The sequence below is a fragment of the Saccharothrix australiensis genome (assembly GCF_003634935.1).
GTDB lineage: Bacteria > Actinomycetota > Actinomycetes > Mycobacteriales > Pseudonocardiaceae > Actinosynnema > Actinosynnema australiense.
Genome location: NZ_RBXO01000001.1, coordinates 4,369,356 through 4,387,575 on the forward strand (window position 1 = coordinate 4,369,356; position 18,220 = coordinate 4,387,575).

The following is an 18,220-nucleotide window of genomic DNA, read 5'->3' on the forward strand; positions in this document are numbered from 1 at the left end:
GCCGCGCCGCCGGCCTGCGCGCCGGTGGCCGTGGCAAGCCGCGGGCGGCGCGCCGGTGGCCGTCGCACCGGGGCCGTCGCGTCGGGCCCGCGCGGGGGCCGTCGCGTCGGTGGCCGTCGGGGTGCTCACCGCGTCGACGCCGCCGGTTCCAGGTAGAGGTGGTCGACCAGCTCCAGCAGGTTCGCGTCGGTCCGGGTCGCGAGCGCGGCGTTGCGCCGCTCGGCCACCGCGCCCGCCACGTGGTAGACGTCCCGGCCCAGCGCGCGGGAGAGCCGCTGCACCCACGCGGTGCGCTCGGCGCGCAGGTCGGTGAACCGCTCGAAGGCGCGCGCGAAATCCGGTTCGGCCGGCGCCAGCAGCTCGCCCAGGCACACCGCGTCCTCCAGGGCGGCGCACGCGCCCTGCGCGGCGTACTGGAGCATCGGGTGCGCGGCGTCACCGAGCAGGACGACCCGGCCGTCGGTCCAGCGGCGCACCGGGTCCCGGTCGCACAGCACCCAGGAGCGCCAGTCCCGGCCGTGCTCCAGGAAGCGGCGCGGCACGGCCGCCAGCGACGCGAACGTGTCGAGGACGAGGTCTCGGTCCGCGGGACGCCCGACGACCACGTCGACCGCGCGGTCGTCGACGGTCGCCGCCAGGTTGAGGGACCGCCCGCCGGCGATCGGGTAGTGCACGACGTGGCGCAGGGGCGCGGCCCACAGCGTGACCGAGTGCCACCGCAGGTCCGCCGGCAGCGACTCGATCGGGATCACCGAGCGGTAGATGGTGTGACCGGACAGCACCGGCTCGCCGTCGTCGAGCAGTTGCGCCCGCACCGCGGAGCGGAGGCCGTCGGCACCGACCAGCGCGTCACCGCGCACGGTCGCGCCGCCGGCGAGGTCGACCACCACCTCGTCGCCGACGTGCGCGTAACGCTCGACGCGGGAATCGGTGCGCAGCTCGATGGTGTCGTGCTCGCGGCAGGCGTCCAGCAATGCGGTGTAGAGGTCCACGCGGTGCACGACGGCGTACGGCTGGCCGTAGCGCTCGCGGAACTCCCCGGTCAGCGGGAGGCGGGCGATCCCCGCGCCCGTGACGCCGTCCATCAGGTTCAACCCGTCCACGAACACCGCGCCGGCGCGCACCGCGTCCGCGACACCGAGCCGGTCCAGCGCGCGGAAGGCGTTGGGGCCCAGTTGGATGCCCGCGCCCAGTTCGGTGAACCGGGGTTCGCGCTCCAGCACGACGACGTGGTGGCCGGACCGGGCCACCGCCAGGGCGGTCGCGATGCCGCCGATCCCGCCACCTGCGATCAGCACTGAGGACATGAGGGCGTCCGCCGTTCCCTTCTCGTGGCGATCCCGCCGCGGGCGTCGGTGGTCCCGCGACGCGGGGAGTCCGATGTGGTCGGTCCACGCCGGCACCCGGTGCCGTTCCGGGACGCGGCACCGCACCCGTGCCCGGCCCCGGATGCCGACCGCGCGGCGGTCGACCCGCCACGGGGACGTCCCCGCCACGCCAAGCCTGGCCGAACCGGCACGCCGTGTCAGCCCGCCACACGGGCGTCGCACAGCACGGCCGCGAGCATCTCGCCCAGGATCTCCGGACCGCGGCGGGTGAGCACCGACTCGGCGTGGAACTGCACCGACGCGAACCACGGTCCCCGCAAGGCGTGGACCTCCCCGGTGGCGGGGTCCCGGCTGACGCGGACCGCGCCCGGCACACCGGGGCACACGACGCGGTCGCCGGCGGACCGCGCCGCGAAGGTGTTGTAGAAGCCGACGGTCGCGGGTCTCCCGAACAGGTCGATCTCGCGCTGCACGCCCTGGTCCGGCCGTTCCTTGCGCACCAACGCGAACCCGAGCAGGCCGCTGAGGACCTGGTGGCCCAGGCACACCGACAGGAAGGGCCTGCGCTCGGCCAGCAGCCGGCGGGTGACCGCGCGCAGGGCGGCGATCCTCGGCACGTCGTGCGCGCGCGGGTCGCCCGGTCCGGGTCCGACGAGCACCGCGTCGAACTCCTCCGGGCGCAGCGGCTCGTCGAACCGGCGGACCGTGATGGCCGGGCCGAGGGAGCGCAGTTGCAGCGCGAGCATCGCGGTGAACGCGTCCTCGGCGTCGACCACGAGGACCCGACGCCCGCGCAGCGCGGCGACCGGCGCGTCCGGCGGGCGCTCCGGGGCGAACCAGAACGCGCCCAGCGGTGCGTTGCGCCGCGCCAGCGCCGCCCGCACGTCCGGGTGGTCGGCGTAGCGCTCCGGGCGCACGCTCGTCGGTGCCGGTGCCGGTGCCGGTGCCGGTGCCGGTGCCGGTGCCGACGCGGGTGCCGACGCCGATGCGGGTGCGGATGCCGGTGCGGGTCCGGGTTCCGGCGCGGGCGCGGGTTTCGTGCCCCGGATCGCGGACAGCAACCCGGCCGCCTTCGCCGCGGTCTCCGCGACCTCCGAGCGCGGGTCGGAGTGGCGGACCAGGGTAGCGCCCACCCCGAGGTCGAGCCGGCCGCACGCGTCGACCACGGCGGTGCGGATCGTGATGGCGGAGTCCAGCGTCGGCTCGCCGCGGCCGTCCCGACCGATGAGCGCGACGACGCCGCTGTAGTAGCCCCGGCCGCGCGGCTCGTACCGGTGGACGACCCGGAACGCGTTCTCCAGCGGGCTGCCGGTGACGGTGGGCGCGAACATCGTCTCCCGCAGCACGTCGGTGACACCGCGCGAGGTGCGCCCCTCGATCAGGTACTCGGTGTGCGCGAGCCGCGCCATCTCCTTCAGGCGCGGACCGCGCACGCGCACGTCGCCGTCGCACACGCGGGCCATCATCTTCAGCTCCTCGTCCACGACCATGTACAGCTCCTCGGTCTCCTTGCGGTCGGCGAGGAACTCCAGCAGGCCCGGCAGCGACGGTCCGGCGGCCGGGTAGCGGTAGGTGCCGCTGATCGGGTTCATCACGACCGCGCCCGCCCGGCAGGACACGTGGCGCTCCGGCGTCGCGCCGATGAACGTGCGATCCCCGACGCGCACGAGGAACGTCCAATACGCCCCGGTTTCCCCGGAAAGCAGGCGGCGGTACACGCTCAACGCCGAGCGCGGCCCGTGGTCGACCAACTCGGCGACGAACGACCTTTTGATCACGAAATTCGCGCCCGCGCCACCGCCGATCTCCTCGGCGAGCACCTTCTCCACGATGGCCGCGTAGTTGTCGTCGTCGACGTCGAATGCGCCGCCCCGGATTTCGACGGGTTCGTCCGGCAGCACGTCGAGCACCGCGGCGAGCGGCACCCGCGCCTGGCCGGTCACCGCCAGCGCGAGCAGCGGCGCGCCGTCGTCCTGGTGCGCGAAACCGCGCTCCGCGACCTGCCGGTACGGGACGACGACGAGCAGGTCGTGCACCGGCTCGCCGTGCTCGGGCACCCCGGTGGGCAGCGGCAGGTCGGCCAACCGCGCGACCGTGAGCGGGTCGCCGACCAGCACGTCCACCGCGTCGCCCGCGACGGTGCCCATGTCGTCGCCCGCGACGGCACCCATGTCGTCGCCCGCGACGGTTGGCCTGTGGAGCAACGCGAACCCGGCCGCGCGGGACAGCCGTTCGAAGTCGAGCGAATCCATTGGTTCCCCTCCGCGCGGCACTGGGACGTCGGCACCGGCGAGAATGGTCCGGCGCGCCTGGTGTCCCACGCTATTCCGCAGGTCGCGCCGAGCGACACTACCCATTCTGGCGGGACCTACTACGAACCCGTAGCAACCCCGACATTCCCCACTACCCGACCTGGTAGTCGGAATCCGATTTCACCCCGGATATGTTGTGGGCTGCTGGATGAATGAGCGGTGACCGAGCGGAGGGCATGTCGTGCTCGTCGAGCCGGACCGGAACGGACGCGAACGCCATTGGCGGGGCGTCACCGAGGACGAAGTGCGCCAGTGGCGATCGCTGCCCGCCGCGCAGCAGCCCGAGTGGGGCGGCCGGCAGCTCGCGCGGATGCGGCGGAAGCTGGGCCAGGCGCCCGGCCTCGTCGGTTGGGACGAGGTGCGCGCGCTGAAGGCGCTGCTCGCCGAGGTGGCCCTCGGGCGGGCGCGGGTCGTCCAGGCGGGCGACTGCGCCGAGGACCCCGACGAGTGCGTGCCCGCGGCCCTCGACGACAAGGTCGGCCTGCTGGACGCGCTGGCCGGCGCGCTGCACGCCGGGACGGGCCTGCCCGTGCTGCGGGTGGGCCGGATCGCCGGGCAGTTCGCCAAGCCGCGCTCCCAGCCGACCGAGGTGCACGACGGGCTCCGGCTGCCGGTCTTCCGGGGCCACCTGGTCAACAGCCCGCGACCCGACCCGGTGGCGCGCAGGCCCGACCCGCTGCGGCTGCTCCGCTGCTACCGCGCCGCCGCCGCGGCCACGGCCCACCTGCGCACCGCGGACGTGCCGGTGTGGACGAGCCACGAGGCGCTGCTGCTGGACTACGAGCTGCCGCTGGTGCGCCGCACGCCCGACGGCCACACGGTGCTGACGTCGACGCACTGGCCGTGGATCGGCGACCGGACCCGGCAGCCCGACGGCGCGCACGTGCGCCTGATGGCCGCCCTGGACAACCCGGTCGCGTGCAAGGTCGGCCCGACGACCCCGGTCGAGCAGCTGCTCGAACTGTGCGCGGTGCTCGACCCCGACCGCGAGCCGGGCAGGCTCACGCTGATCACCCGGCTCGGCGCGGACCGCGTCGCGGACCTGCTGCCGCCGCTGGTCGCGGCGGTCCGCGACGCCGGGCACCCCGTCGTGTGGCTGTGCGACCCGATGCACGCCAACACCACGACCGCGCCCGGCGGCCAGAAGACGCGGCTGCTCACCGCGGTGCGGCAGGAGGTCCGGCGCTTCCGCGAGGCCGTCGAGGGCGAGGGCGCGCACGCGGGCGGCCTGCACCTGGAGACCACGCCCGCGCCGGTCGCGGAGTGCGTCGCGGACGCGGCCGACCTGCATTTGGTCGGCGTGCCCGGCACGGCCGCCTACCGGTCGTGCTGCGACCCCCGGCTGAACCCGAAGCAGGCCCTGTCCGCGGTCGCGGCCTGGACCGGCGCACGGCAGATGAACCCCACTTGAGGAGCGGTGATGGAACTGGCAGGCATCCGCGGCAGGGTCGCGGTGGTCACCGGCGCGACCGGCGGCATCGGGTCGGCGGTCACGTCGGCGCTGGCCGGGCACGGCGCGGTCGTCGCGGCGGTCGACGTCGACGGCGGCGGGCTGGAGGCGCTGGCGGGACGGCTGCGGTCGACGCCCGGCCGGGTCGAGGTGGTCAAGGCCGACGTCACCTCGGCGGCGGAGGTCGCCGCCGCGGTCGACCGGGTCGACGCCGAGGTCGGCCCGATCGACTTCCTGGTCAACGTGGCGGGCATCCTGCGCACGGGCGGCGCGCTCGACCTGAGCGACGAGGACTGGGCGGCGACCTTCGCGGTCAACACCACCGGCGTGTTCCACGCCTCGCGGGCCGTCGCGCGCCGGATGGTCGCCGCCGGGCGGGGCGGCGCGATCGTGACGGTCGCGTCGAACGCGGGATCGGTGCCGCGGGCCCGCATGGCCGCCTACGGACCGTCCAAAGCCGCCTCGATCGCGTTCACCAAGGCGCTCGCGCTGGAGCTGGCCGAGCACTCGATCCGCTGCAACGTCGTCTCACCCGGCTCCACCGACACGGCGATGCTGGCCGCGCTCAACGGCCGGGCGGAGGCCGAGGCGGCGGCCATCGCGGGCGACCCGGCGGCCTTCCGCGTCGGCATACCGCTGGGCAAGGTCGCGCGACCGTCCGATGTGGCCGACGCGGTGCTGTTCCTCCTGTCGGACCACGCGAACCACATCACCATGCAGGAGCTGGTCGTCGACGGCGGCGCCGCGCTCGGCGCGTAGGAGGGGGATCGCCGTGGCCATTCCACCGATCGAGCCGTACCCGATGCCGGGGCCGGACGAGCTGCCCGCCGCCGTGCCGCCGTGGGTGGTGCGCCCGCGCCGGGCGGCGCTGCTGATCCACGACATGCAGCGGTACTTCCTCGCGCCGTTCCAGGCGGACCGGTCGCCCGCGGTCGACCTGGTGCGCAACATCGCGCTGCTGCGCGACCGGTGCCGCGCGTTGGGCGTCCCGATCGCCTACACCGCTCAGCCCGGCGGGATGACCGAGCGGCAGCGCGGGCTGCTGAAGGACTTCTGGGGCCCCGGCATGACCATCGCGCCCGAGCAGCGGACCGTGGTGGCCGGGCTGGAGCCGGCCGCGGGCGACCGCGTGTTCACCAAGTGGCGCTACAGCGCGTTCCACCGGTCCGACCTGCTGGCGCACCTGCGCCGGCACGGGCGCGACCAGCTCGTCCTGTGCGGGGTGTTCGCCCACGTCGGCGTGCTCACCACGGCGGTGGACGCCTACAGCCACGACATCGAGACCTTCGTGGTGGCCGACGCCGTGGCGGACTTCTCCGCCGAGCACCACCGCCTGGCGCTGTCCCAGGCGGCGCGGCTGTGCGCGGTCACGCCCACGACCGCCGCCGTCCTGGAGGACCTGGCGGTGCGCGCGGCGGACGCGGTCCCGTGAACGCTCGGTGTTGCGGAGCGTGGCGGCCCGGTCGGCACGCGATCGGGCGAACGGGTCGTCGCGACCCCGATGGGATCACTCCGAGTGGAGGATCAGCCGGGGTACTGCGTCATTCGAAGTACGCACCACACCCCCGTTCGGTATCTTCGCCCCACGGCCACTGCGCTTGGCTCAAGCGAGGGGGAGGGCGAATGCGCGCGAGCCTGGAACGCGAGGTGTTGGACATCCTGCGGTCGGCGGTCCGACCGCTGCCGGTGCGCGAGGTGCTGGAACGGGTCAACGCGCGACGCGGGAGCCCGCTGGCGTACACGACGGTCATGACGGTGCTGCGGAGGCTCACCGACAAGGACGCGGCCGTCCGCCACGACGACGACGGCCGCCACGTCTACCGCGCCACGGCGGACAGCGAGGCCGAACTCGCCGTCCGGCGGGTGGTCGCCGAGCACGGCGACGCGGCGCTGGCGTCGTTCCTCCGGTTGCTGGCGGCGGACCCGGCGCTGCGCGAGCAGGCGCACGCGTCGGCCGCCCGGCGGCCGGACGTCGCCGAGCGCCGCGGCCCGACCGGGCGGCCCCGGCTGTGGACCGACGTGTACTTCGGCCCGCCGCAGCCGGTGGCGGGCGACGAGGACGGCGACGACTGGACGCGGTGGGTCGCCGGGTGATCCGTTCGGGTTGATCGACGCACGTGGGGGGAAGCCGTGCAGTTCTGCGTCCTGGGGCCGCTCGCGGTGCGCGCCGCCGACGCCCGGCGGGTGCCCAGCGCGATGATGCCGCAGCGGCTGCTCGCGCTGCTGCTGCTCAACGCCAACCGCGTGGTGTCCACGGCCACGATCGTCGACGAGCTGTGGGGCGGCGAGCCGTCCAAGCGCGTCCGGCAGACCGTGCAGACCTACGTCTACCAACTGCGGCGGGCGCTGGGCGGCGACGCGGGCGTGCTGCTGGAGACCCACCCGCGCGGCTACCTGATCCGCCTGGCCGACGGCCTGCTCGACCTGTGGCGGTTCGAGGACCTGGCCGCGCGGGGCCAGCGGGCGCTGCGCGACGGCGACGCGGAGGGCGCGGCCCGGCTGCTGTCCGAGGCGCTGGGCCTGTGGTCGGGCACGCCGCTGGACGGCTTGCCGCTGGGACCGGTCCTGGAGGCCAGGAAGGTGCAGCTGACCGACCGCCGGCTGGTGGTGCTGGAACAGCGGATCGACGCCGACCTCGCCGCGGGCGAGGACCGGGTGCTGCTGCCGGAGCTGGGCGCGCTGCTCGCCGAGCACCCCACGCACGAGGGGTTCACCGCCCAGTTCATGACCGCCGCCCACCGCTGCGGGCGGCGCGGCGAGGCCCTGGACGCCTACGGCCGCCTGCGCCGCCTGCTGGTGGCCGAGCTGGGCCTGGAGCCGTCGGCACGGCTCCAGGCGCTGCACCGCGCGCTGCTGGCGGACGACCCGGCGGGCACGTCCACCGCGCGGGACCGGGTCGTGCCCGCGCAACTGCCGTTCGACATCGGCGACTTCGTCGGTCGCCGCGACGCGCTGGACGCGGCGGTGACCGCGCTGCGGGTGGGCGAGCCGCGCCGGGCGGTACCGCTGGTGGCGGTGATCGGGCAGGCGGGCGTCGGCAAGACGGCGTTCGCGGTCCGGCTGGGGCACCGGGTCCGGGAAGCCTTCCCGGACGGCCAGCTGGTGGCCGCGCTGCACGACGGGCTGGACCGGCCGGTGGACCCCGCGCACGTGCTGCGGTCGTTCCTGCTGGCCCTGGGCGTCCCGGAGGCGCGGCAGCCCGCCGACGCGGTCGACCGGACCCGGCTGTTCCGCAGCCTCGTGGCCGACCGCGGCCTGCTGGTGGTGCTGGACGACGCGGCCTCGGTCGAGCAGGTGCTGCCGCTGCTGCCCGCCGGGCCGGGCTGCGCCGCCGTGCTGACCTCGCGGGTCCGGCTGCGCGGGCTGCCGGTCGGCTCGACCGTCGAGCTGGGGCCGCTGCGCACCGACGACGGCGTGGCCCTGCTGTCGGCCGTGCTCGGCCCGGCGAGGGTCGCCGCCGAGCACGACCAGGCGCGCCGCGTGGTCGGGTTGTGCGACGCGCTGCCGGTGGCCGTGCGCATCGCCGCCGAGAAGCTGCTGTCCCGCCCGGTGTGGCCGCTGCGGAAGTTCGCCGACCGGCTGGCCGACGAGTCGCGGCGGCTGGCGGAGCTGCGCACCGGCGCGCTGGACCTGCGGGACCGGCTGGCGTCGGCGTGCGGCCGGCTCGGCCCGTCCGACGGCCGCGCGCTGCCGGTGCTGTGCGCGGCGTTCGGCGGCGACCGGTTCGACCTCGCCGCCACCGCGCGCGTGCTGGCCGCGCCGGAGGCCGAGGTCGAGGCGCTGGCGGAGAGCCTCGTGGACGCGCACCTGCTGCGCATCGTCGGCGTGCAGCCCTCCGGCACGGCGTGGTTCCGGTTCCCCGACCTGGTGCGGCTGCACGCGGTGGACGTCGACGACACCGCACGCCCCCACCTCGTGGGGTGACACCCCGGCCCTCCGGACGACGCGGAGGTGCCGCGCGACCCGTGGCGGGTCGCGCGGCACCCCGCCTCACCGTTCCGACCAGTCCGGCACGTGCGTGATCTCCACGACGACCGTCGTCCAGTTGAAGCCGCCGCCCGCGCCGATCACCACGACCCGGTCGCCGGGCTCGACCGCGCCCGTCTCGACCAGGTGGCTCAGGCCCGCGAACTGGTCGGCGGCCCCGGTGTGGCCGACCTGGCTGCCCCACTCCCACGTGGTGCGCTCCAGCTCGATGCCCAGCGGCGTCAGGCACTGCCGGCGCATCAGGTCCAGCCCGAAGTGCGGCGCGACGAACCACCTGATGTCGTCGAGGTCGGTGTCGGCCTCGGCCAGCGCCCGGTTCGCGGCCCGGCGCATCCCGAGCGCCCGGCGCGGCCCGCTCTCCTCCAGCGGCATCACGTCGGAGAACTCCAGGGTGCGCGCCTCCAGCTCCACCGGGTACTGGGCCGGGTCGGGGTACTCGTGGAAGGGCTGGTTGCCGCGTTGCAGCCCCTCCAGCTCGGGATCGGACACGGTGACCGCCGACAGCACCCGCGCGAACCCCTCGCGCCGGGACAGCACGACCGCGGAAGCGCCGTCGGCGAACAGCAGCCCCGCGCTCGACCGCCACCGGTTCCACGCGGGCTCGGTGAACTTGTCGCCGGCGGTGATCACGGCCGCCCGGCCGGGCCCGAGCCAGGCCGCGGCCAGCTGGACGGACGCGACGCCGCCGTTGGACAGCTGCCGCACCTCGTAGGACACGCCGCCGCGGCCCAGGACGCGGTGCTGCACGAAGGACGCGGCGTTCCAGCCGTCGAGCCCGTTGTAGTTGGCCACGGCGTGCAGGAGCAGGTCGACGTCCTCCGGTCGGTGCCCGGACCGCGCGAGCGCCTGCTTGCCCGCCCGCACCGCCATCTCCGGCTGCGTGTCCTCGGGGCCGGCGATGGCGACGGACCTGGTCCGGGTGCGTTGCGCGGCGGCCGGTTCGCAGCGGCCGTCGGCCACCGCCTCGTCCACCGACACCGTCTTGGGGTGGAACCACCCGAGGCCGGCGATGTGGAGATCCTCGTAGCGCATGTGGTGTCCCTCGTCTCGTGTCGTCCGTCTCGTGTCGTCGGGGTGCTCACCCGCCGACGCCGCTGAGCCGCGGGGCGGGTTCCCCGGCCGCCCGCTCCCCCGCGGGCGCGAGCCGCTCGGCGAGGTAGTCGGTGATGGCGGTGACCGTCGGGTGGTTCCACAGCAGGGTCGCGGGCAGGCTGAGCCGGAACCGCTTCTCCAGCCGGCGGCGGATGGACAGCGTCATCACCGAGTCCAGGCCCAGCTCGCCGAGCGGGCGGCGGACGTCCAGGGCGTCGGCGTCGATCTTCAGCTCGCCGCCGATCTCGCCGGCCACCCGCGCCAGCAGGTGGGCCCGCAGGTCCGCGGGGTCGAGCGCGGCGAGGTCGTCGCCGCTCGCGGCGTCCTCGTCGGCGGACGCCGCGCCGAAGGCGAGCCCCGCCAGCACGGGCAGCGGCGACCGCCCGGCGTCCAGTTCGGCGACGCGCAGGACGACGGCGTGCGGCAGGGCGTGGCGGGCGGCGAACTCCCACGCGGAGAACGCCTCGGCGGCCGAGATGTCGCCCACGCCGCGATCGCGCAGCTCCTGGTCCACGACGTCGCTGACCGCCATGCCCATGCCCCGCCACGACGTCCACGCCAGGCTCACCGCGCCCGCGTCGCCCTGTGCCGCCCGGTGCCGCGCCAGCGCGTCGAGGAACGCGTTGGCCGAGGCGTAGCTCGCCTGCCCGGTCAGCCCGAGCAGCTGCCCGACGGAGGAGAACAGGACGAAGAAGTCCAGCTCCCCCACCGGGAACAGCTCGTGCAGCACCAGCGCGCCCTGCACCTTGGGCGCCAGCACGGTCCGCAGCGACGCCTCGTCCAGGGTGCGCAGCATCCGGTTGTCCAGCACACCGGCGGCGTGCACGACGCCGCGCACCGGGGGCACGTCCAGCGCGTCGGCGTCGAGCAGCCGCACCGCCCGCGCCCGGTCGGTGACGTCCAGCGCGACGGGCTTGACGGTGACGCCCTGCGCCTCCAGGGCGCGCACGGCGGCGACGCGCTCCAGCACGGCCGGGTCGGTCACCCGGTCCCACTCGGCGCGCGGCGGCACGGTGGTCCGGCCGACCAGCACGAGCCGGCGCGCCCCGCGCCCGGCGAGCCAGGCGGCGACCTCCAAGCCCAGCACGCCGAAGCCGCCGGTGACGACGTAGGTGCCGTCGGAGCGGCACTCGAACGGCGGGCGGGTCGGCTCGCCGTCGACGGTGGCCAGCCGGGCGGCCAGGACCTCGCCGCCGCGCACGGCGAACACGTCGGGGTCGGCCGCGGCGCGCAGCACCCGCGCCAACCCCTCCGCGCCGAGGTCGTCGCGCGCCGGGTCGAGGTCGACCACACCGCCCCACAGCTCGGGGTGCTCGCCGCCGACGATCCGGCCCAGGCCCCAGACGGCGGCCTGGCCCAGCGCGTCGAACTCCGCCGACTCCGCCTGCCCGGTGGTGACCGCCCACAGGCGCGGCGGCAGGGCGGCGTTGTGCTCGCCGACGAGCTGGGCGGTCCGGGCGAGGAGCCACGAGGCCCGGACCGCCGCCTCGCCGACCGGGCCGGGACGCCCGGCGACGACCAGGACCGCGTCGCCGGGCCCGAGGTCCGGCGCGACGCGCTCGAACTCGTCGAGGTCGGTCACCGGGCGGGTCCGCACGTCGAACGCTTCCAAGGCGCTCGCCACGACCGCGGCCCGCGGCCCCACGACGACGACCGTGCCCAGGGGGCGTCGGCGCGGCGCGGACACGTCCACCGGCCGCCAGTCGACCCGGTGGACGAGCCTGCGCGGGCTGACCGGCGCGCCCCGGTCGCCGTCGAGCGTGCCGCAGCGGAGGCCGTCGAGCACGCCCAGCACGGCGCCGCCCTCGTCGGCGACCACGACGTCCACGGTGTCCTCGGTGTCCAGTCGCACGTGGACCAGCACGGTCGCCGGCGGCTGCCCGGTCAGCACGACGCGGCGGACGTGCGCGGGCATCCGCAGCACCGGGTCGCCGGGGAACACCAGCGGCGCGACGGTGAGCACGGCGTCCACCACCGAGCCCCACCCCGGCGAGGGCTCGCCGTCGGGGTGCGGGCGGACGGTGGCCAGCACCTCGGCGTCGCCCGCCGCGAGCGCGTCGACCCGCCAGGGGAACCCCTTGTCGGCGACCCCGACGGCGTGCAGCCGGTCGAGCACGTCGCCGGGGTCGCGGACCTCCGCGCACCGCAGCCCGGCCTCGGCGAGGTCGAAGCCGGTGCCCGCGGTGGCGTCGGCGGAGATCGTGGCGGTGCTGTGGGTCTGCCACGCCTGGTCGGCAGCGTCGCCGGCGTCCTCGGCGACGATCCGCGAGGCGATGCGCACGGTGTCGTCCTGGCGCACGACCTGGAGCTCCCGCCGCGCGGTCACCGGCACCGGGGCCTTGAGCACGACGTCGGTCAGCGCCTCCGCGCCGCCCGCCGCGAGGAACGTGTTGAGCAGCACGGCGGCGGGGACGATCTCCACGCCGTGCACCGGGTGGTCGCCCGGATAGGGCCGGCTGTCCTCGTCCAGGGTGGTCCGCCACACCTGGAGGTTCGCCGCGCCCGCGACGTCGAGCCGCGCGCCGAGCAGGTTCTCGGCGGCCACGTCGTGCCCGATGCCGCCGCGCCCGACCGCGGAGCCGGTGAACCAGTACGGGCGGTGCCGCCACGCGACGCGGGGCAGCGACGGCACCCGGCCGCGCGGGAGCGCGCCCGCGAAGTCCACCGCCGCGCCCGCGCAGTGCAGCAGCGCGAGGTTGTGCCGCACCGCGTCCCGCTCGGGCCGCGACCGGCGCAGCGTGCCGGTCACCAGCGAGTCGGCCACGCCCAGCTCGGACAGCGTCTCGCCGACGGAGTGGGCCACGACCGGGTGCGGCGAGACCTCCAGGAAGATCCGGTGGCCGTCCGCCGCGGCGGCGGTGACGGCGGTGGCCAGCAGGACGGGGTTGCGCAGGTTGCCCGCCCAGTAGGCGCCGTCGCGGCGCGCGGTGGAGCGGGGGTCGGGCAACGCCGTGGTGTAGAGCGGGACGGCGGGCTCGCGGACGGTCAGGTCGTCGGCGGCGCGCGTCAGCTCCGCCAGCAGCGGGTCCATCTGCGGGCTGTGGAACGCCACGTCGGAGGAGACCCGGCGCACCACCAGGCCCTCGGCGGTCCACTGCTCGCACAGCCGCTCGACGGCGCCCGGCTCGCCCGCCACGACGGTCGACAGCGGCGAGGACTCGATCGCGGCCACCACGTCGGCGCGGTCGCCCAGCCGCCGCCGCACCTCGTCGAACGGCAGGCCGAGCATCGCCATCGCGCCGCCGCCCGCCACCCGGCGCAGCAGCACCGAGCGGCGCGACACCAGCCGCGCGCCGTCGGCGACGCCGAGCACGCCGGCGACCACGGCGGCGGCGATCTCGCCCACCGAGTGGCCGATCACCGCACCGGGTCGCAGCCCGGCGGACTGCCAGACCTCGGCCAGCGCCACCTGCACCGCGAAGATCATCGGCTGGATGCGGTCCACCTCGGCGTAGTCGCCGGTGACCAGCACCTCCAGCGGGGAGAAACCCATCTCCGCCACGAAGATCGGGTCGATGCCCGCGATGACGTCGGCGAAGACCTGGTTCTCGGCGAGCAGTTCCGCGCCCATGCCGAACCACTGGGAACCGTGGCCGGAGAACACCCACACGGGGTCGGCGGGCGCGGTGGGCAGCACCGTCCCGCTGGTGACGCCCTCCACGTCCTCCTCGCCGCGGGCGACCGCGCGCAGCCGGGCGACCAGCGTGCCGAGGTCGTCCGCCGCCACCGCGGTGCGGTGCGGCAGGTGCGTCCGGCGGGCCAGCAGCGCGTAAGACAGGTCGTGCGGCGAGGTGGCCGCGCCCTCGCCCTCCAGCCAGTCGGCGAGCGCGTCGGCGTACCGGGCGACCGCGTCGGTGGACGCGCCGGACAGGGCGTACAGGCCGATGCCCTCGAAGTCGCCGGTGGCGGCCGGCTCGGGCGCCTCTTCGAGGACGACGTGGCCGACGGTGCCGCCGTAGCCGAAGCTGGACACGGCCGCCCGGCGGACCGGGCCGCGCTTCGGCCACGTGGTCGGGGCGTCGACCACGCGCAGTCCGTTGGTGCTCCACGGGATGTTCGGGTTGGGCTGGTCGAACACCGCGTTCGGCGGTATCCCGCCGTGCCCCAGCGCGAGCACCGCCTTGATCACCCCGGCGACGCCCGCGCCGGCTTCCAGGTGGCCGATGTTGCCCTTGATCGAGCCGATGAGGCACGGGTCGTCGCCCGTGCGCGACCGACCGTAGACCGCGCTCAGCGCCGCCGCCTCGACCGGGTCGCCGGCGCGCGTCCCGGTGCCGTGCGCCTCGACGTAGTCGACGTCGTGCGCGTCGAGCCCGGCGTCGCGCAGCGCCTCACGGGCCACGTGCGCCTGGGCCTCGCCGTTGGGCGCCATGATGCCGTTGGTGCGGCCGTCCTGGCTGACCGCGCTGCCGCGCACCACCGCCAGCACCCGGTCGCCGTCGCGCTCGGCGTCGGACAGCCGCTTGAGCACGACGACGCCGACGCCCTCGCCGCGCCCGTAGCCGTCGGCCGTGCTGTCGAACGGCTTGGACCGGCCGTCCGGCGAGGTCGCGCCCGCCGCGTCGAGGACCATCGTCAGGCCCGGACCGGCGATGAGGTTCACGCCCGCCGCGATCGCGACGGTGGTCTCGCCCGACCGCAGGCTCCGCACGGCCAGGTGGATCGCGACCAGCGAGGACGAGCAGGCGGTGTCCACGGCGAAGCTCGGGCCGCGCAGGTCCAGCACGTAGGAGACCCGGTTGGCCACCGCGCAGGGCGCCGCGCCGATGCCGGTCCACGCCTCGATGCGGGGCAGGTCCTCCAGCATCCGCCTCCCGTAGTCGTCGGAGCCGACGCCGACGAAGACGCCGGTGTCGCTGCCCGCGAGGCCGTGCGGCGGGATGCCCGCGTGCTCCAGCGCCTCCCAGGTCACCTCCAGCACCAGGCGCTGCTGCGGGTCCATGATCTCGGCTTCCCGCGGCGTGACACCGAAGAAGTCCGCGTCGAAGGCGGCCGCGTCGGCGAGGAACGCGCCGCGCCGGGTGGTGTCGCGCAGGGCCCGCGCGCTCTCGGTGCCGGGCACCTCGTAGGGGTCCCAGCGACCGGGCGGGATCTCGGTGATCCCGTCCCGGCCGGTCGACAGCATGTCCCACAGCTGCGCGGGCGTGTCGACACCGCCGGGCAGCCGGCACCCCATTCCCACGATCGCGATCGGCTCGGCGGACATCGGGCGCTCCCCTCGGTCGACGACTGCGGAGTCCCATGCTGGGCGGCGACGCCGAAGGGATCGTCAAGGAGCGGTGAAGTCCGCAGGTGGGCGGCTGTCGGCGGGCGCCGGGCGCGCTCCGGGCCCCGGCACCGGACGACCGCCGCCGGGGGAAGCCGGCGGCGGTCGCGGGAAGCCGTCCGGGACGTCACGCGCCCGGACCGGCACTGTCCGAAGAGGACTGTTCTACGAGGACTTTTCTGCGATCACGACGGCCGCTCCAGCAGGACGCCCGAGGCGAGGCTCCAGCGGCGGGTCTCCACCACCGCCAGCCCCACCCGCCCGGCGAGCACCGGCACGCGCGGCAGCAGCGGCCGGCGCGCCCACTGCCCCTCGGCGGTGGGCGTCCCCCGCCACGACCGCGCCTTCAGGGCGTGCACCGCCCGCACGACGGAGCGGAAGAACACCTCCAGCGCGCGGGACACCGCCCGGTTCTCGCCGCGCAGCACCAGCACCAGCCGGCCGCCGGGCGCGAGCAGCCGGTGGAACTCGGCGAACGCGGCCTCGGGATCGGGCACCGTGTCCAGCACGCCCGCGCAGACGACCGCGTCGAAACCGCCGTCGGGCAACCCGGTTCGGGCGAGGTCGGCCAACCGCAGCTCCGCGCCCGTCGCGGCCAGCCGCTCGCGGGCGATGCCCAGGAACGCCGGTGACAGGTCGACGCCGACCAGGCGGTCGCGGGTGCGCGCGGCGGCGAGCAGCCCCAGCCAGTAGCCCGAGCCGGTGCCCGCGTCGAGCACCCGGCGCGCCGGGCCGACGCGGTCGACCACCCACCGGCCGACGTGCGGCAGGAGCCGCCGCCACACGTGCGGGAACACCGCCGAGTACAGGCCCGCGACGGGGTCGAACAACGCGCCCCTGTCCGCGGCGGTCACAGCAGCGCCGCCAGCGTGCCGAGGTTGACGGCGGTGAACGTCCCGATCGAGCCGGTGTGCAGTGAGATGCACACGCCCTTGCCGAACCGCGCGGCCAGCGAGTTCGCCGCCCACACCGTGTACCCGACCCACCCCACCAGCACCGCCGCCGCCACGAGCGCCACGGGTGTGGCGAGGAGGTCGTTGACCGCCGCGAACCAGAGCCAGCAGGCGGCGGCGACGGTGTAGGCGGCGGTCGCCGCCCTGGTGGCCCGGACCGGCCCGTACCGCACGGCCGTGGTGTTCTTCCCGGCCGCCTCGTCGTTGTCGACGTCCCGGATGTCCTTGACCAGCATCTCCGCGACGCCCATGTACGCCGTCACGAACAGCAGGTAGGGCACCGCCTGCGCGCCCGGCGCGGTCCGCACGGCGACGGCCAGCAGACCGGTGATCAGCACCAGCCCGACCACGCCGGCGAGCTGCCCCAGCAGCGGCCGGCCCTGCGTCCGCACCGGCGGCAGCTCGTGCTGGAGCACGATGGCGGTGATCACGACGGCGAGCACGCCCACCAACCACCACAGCGCGAACGCGGCGGCGATGCCCAGCAGCCCCAGCACCGCCGCCTCCGCGTAGGCCGACCGGAGCGGGATCGCGCCGCGGGTGACCGGGCGCAGCGAGCGCAGCGGTTCGGCGCTGCGGTGGTCGGAATCCCGGTCCTGCACGTCGTTGACGATCGTCAGCGACGCGTGGATCAGCACCATCACGGCGATGGCGAGCAGGGTCTCCCGCAGCGGCGGGTGCCCGCCGGTGAGGACGGTGATCACCGTCCACGGCAGGACCGCGTCGAACCACAGCCGCGTGACCGGCCGGATGACGCGGACCTGCGACAGCAGCGCGCCCGACCACCCGCCGCGCACGCCCCACCGCGCGTACCCGGAGGTCACCGCGACGTAGGCGCGCGCGACGGGGTTGCGCAGGGTGCGCTCGTCCCACCAGGTCCGCGCGGCGGCGTGCTCGGCGTGCTCAACCACCGATCACCACCCCCAACCCGACCACCACGTTGACGAAGGTGAAGGTGTAGATGGAGCCCACGTGGGTCAGCTTCGCCTCGGCCTTGTCGAAACCCCGGCGCAGCCGCGCGACCGCCAGCCAGAACCGGGCCAGCCAGGCCACCACGCCCGCCACCGCGACCGCGCCGCACCACGGCCACACCGACCCGTTCGCGACCGCGAACCCGAGGGCGACCACCGACAGCGCCTGCGCGACCCACGCCGCGACGGCCGTCGGCCAGACGCCGAACACCACCGGCGTGGTGCGCCGCCCGCCCGCCTCGTCGTTGTCGGCGTCCCTGGTGTCCTGGGTGATCGCCTCGCCGATGCCCATGAACAGCACCACGAACGCGAGGAACGGCAGCCCGTCGCGCCAGTCGCCGCTCTCCGTCGCCAACGCGCAGATGGCGTACATCAACGCCCACGTGACGGGCCAGAACACCTGCGTGGCGAGCGGGCGGCCGGACAGCCGCACCGGCGGGAAGTTGTACGCCAGCACCAGCGCCGTCGCGACCACCGTGAGCAGCAGCACCAGCGGCGAGATCACCAGCGCCAGCACCAGGCTGACCGCGGCGAACCCGATGCCGGTCACCATCATGTCCGAACGGGACACCCGGTTGCTCACCAGCGCCCGGTCGCTGCGGTCCCGCTCGACGCTGTTGCGGTCCACGTCGACGTCGGTGACGTCGTTGAAGTACGTGTGCCCGGCGTGGAACACGACGAACAGCGCGAGCGCGAGCACCGTGCCCCACAGCGGCGGACGGCCCGCGGTGACCACGAGGATCATCGCGCCCGGCGCCACGAGGTCGTACCACATCCGGGTGCTGGGTCGCACCGACCGCGCGACCGCCCACCACCTCGACCCGACCGGCCGCGGGTCGACCACTTCGCTCATCGTCCCCT

The 18,220-nt window shown here is 75.7% G+C and carries 12 protein-coding genes; 5 read left to right on the plus strand and 7 right to left on the minus strand.

The features are described 5' to 3' along the window. Positions 1–125: 125 nt before the first annotated feature. The gene (locus C8E97_RS18785) at positions 126–1,307 is read right to left on the minus strand and encodes a 3-hydroxybenzoate 6-monooxygenase (protein ID WP_121011857.1); all 1,182 of its coding nucleotides are present in this window, start codon (positions 1,305–1,307) and stop codon (positions 126–128) included. A 218-nt stretch (positions 1,308–1,525) separates the two neighbouring features. Then, the gene (locus C8E97_RS36540) at positions 1,526–3,580 is read right to left on the minus strand and encodes an anthranilate synthase family protein (protein WP_211347070.1); all 2,055 of its coding nucleotides are present in this window, start codon (positions 3,578–3,580) and stop codon (positions 1,526–1,528) included. 304 nt (positions 3,581–3,884) lie between these two features. Between C8E97_RS36540 and C8E97_RS18795 the strand changes: the two genes are divergently transcribed. The 5 genes from C8E97_RS18795 (at position 3,885) to C8E97_RS18815 (ending at position 9,014) form a co-directional block, all read left to right on the plus strand. Continuing rightward, positions 3,885–5,051: a 3-deoxy-7-phosphoheptulonate synthase gene (locus C8E97_RS18795; protein ID WP_246018991.1), complete on the plus strand. Its 1,167-nt coding sequence runs from the start codon at positions 3,885–3,887 to the stop codon at positions 5,049–5,051. A 9-nt stretch (positions 5,052–5,060) separates the two neighbouring features. Continuing rightward, positions 5,061–5,849 (plus strand): 2,3-dihydro-2,3-dihydroxybenzoate dehydrogenase, encoded by a 789-nt coding sequence (locus C8E97_RS18800; protein ID WP_121006896.1) that lies wholly within the window; start codon positions 5,061–5,063, stop codon positions 5,847–5,849. A 13-nt stretch (positions 5,850–5,862) separates the two neighbouring features. Continuing rightward, the gene (locus tag C8E97_RS18805; RefSeq protein ID WP_121006897.1) at positions 5,863–6,522 is read left to right on the plus strand and encodes an isochorismatase family protein; all 660 of its coding nucleotides are present in this window, start codon (positions 5,863–5,865) and stop codon (positions 6,520–6,522) included. 191 nt (positions 6,523–6,713) lie between these two features. Then, the gene (locus C8E97_RS18810) at positions 6,714–7,184 is read left to right on the plus strand and encodes a BlaI/MecI/CopY family transcriptional regulator (protein WP_121006898.1); all 471 of its coding nucleotides are present in this window, start codon (positions 6,714–6,716) and stop codon (positions 7,182–7,184) included. A 36-nt stretch (positions 7,185–7,220) separates the two neighbouring features. Beyond that, positions 7,221–9,014, plus strand: coding sequence for an AfsR/SARP family transcriptional regulator (locus tag C8E97_RS18815; RefSeq protein WP_121006899.1), 1,794 nt, complete (start codon positions 7,221–7,223; stop codon positions 9,012–9,014). Positions 9,015–9,080: 66 nt separating this feature from the next. Here the strand turns inward: C8E97_RS18815 and C8E97_RS18820 are convergent, their stop codons facing one another. The 5 genes from C8E97_RS18820 to C8E97_RS18840 form a co-directional block, all read right to left on the minus strand. After that, positions 9,081–10,109: a ketoacyl-ACP synthase III family protein gene (locus C8E97_RS18820; protein ID WP_121006900.1), complete on the minus strand. Its 1,029-nt coding sequence runs from the start codon at positions 10,107–10,109 to the stop codon at positions 9,081–9,083. 46 nt (positions 10,110–10,155) lie between these two features. Beyond that, positions 10,156–15,375: a type I polyketide synthase gene (locus C8E97_RS18825; protein WP_121006901.1), complete on the minus strand. Its 5,220-nt coding sequence runs from the start codon at positions 15,373–15,375 to the stop codon at positions 10,156–10,158. 245 nt (positions 15,376–15,620) lie between these two features. Next, positions 15,621–16,289 carry a class I SAM-dependent methyltransferase gene (locus C8E97_RS18830; RefSeq protein ID WP_170211903.1) on the minus strand — a complete coding sequence of 223 codons (669 nt, stop codon included), beginning with the start codon at positions 16,287–16,289 and terminating at the stop codon, positions 15,621–15,623. Next, on the minus strand, positions 16,286–17,299 hold the full coding sequence (locus C8E97_RS18835; RefSeq protein ID WP_121006902.1) for a UbiA prenyltransferase family protein: 1,014 nt from the start codon (positions 17,297–17,299) through the stop codon (positions 16,286–16,288). The genes C8E97_RS18830 and C8E97_RS18835 overlap by 4 nt, the downstream gene beginning before the upstream one ends. Next, positions 17,292–18,212 (minus strand): UbiA family prenyltransferase, encoded by a 921-nt coding sequence (locus C8E97_RS18840; RefSeq protein ID WP_121006903.1) that lies wholly within the window; start codon positions 18,210–18,212, stop codon positions 17,292–17,294. Before C8E97_RS18840 ends, C8E97_RS18835 begins: the two co-directional genes overlap by 8 nt. Between the last annotated feature and the right edge of the window lie 8 nt (positions 18,213–18,220).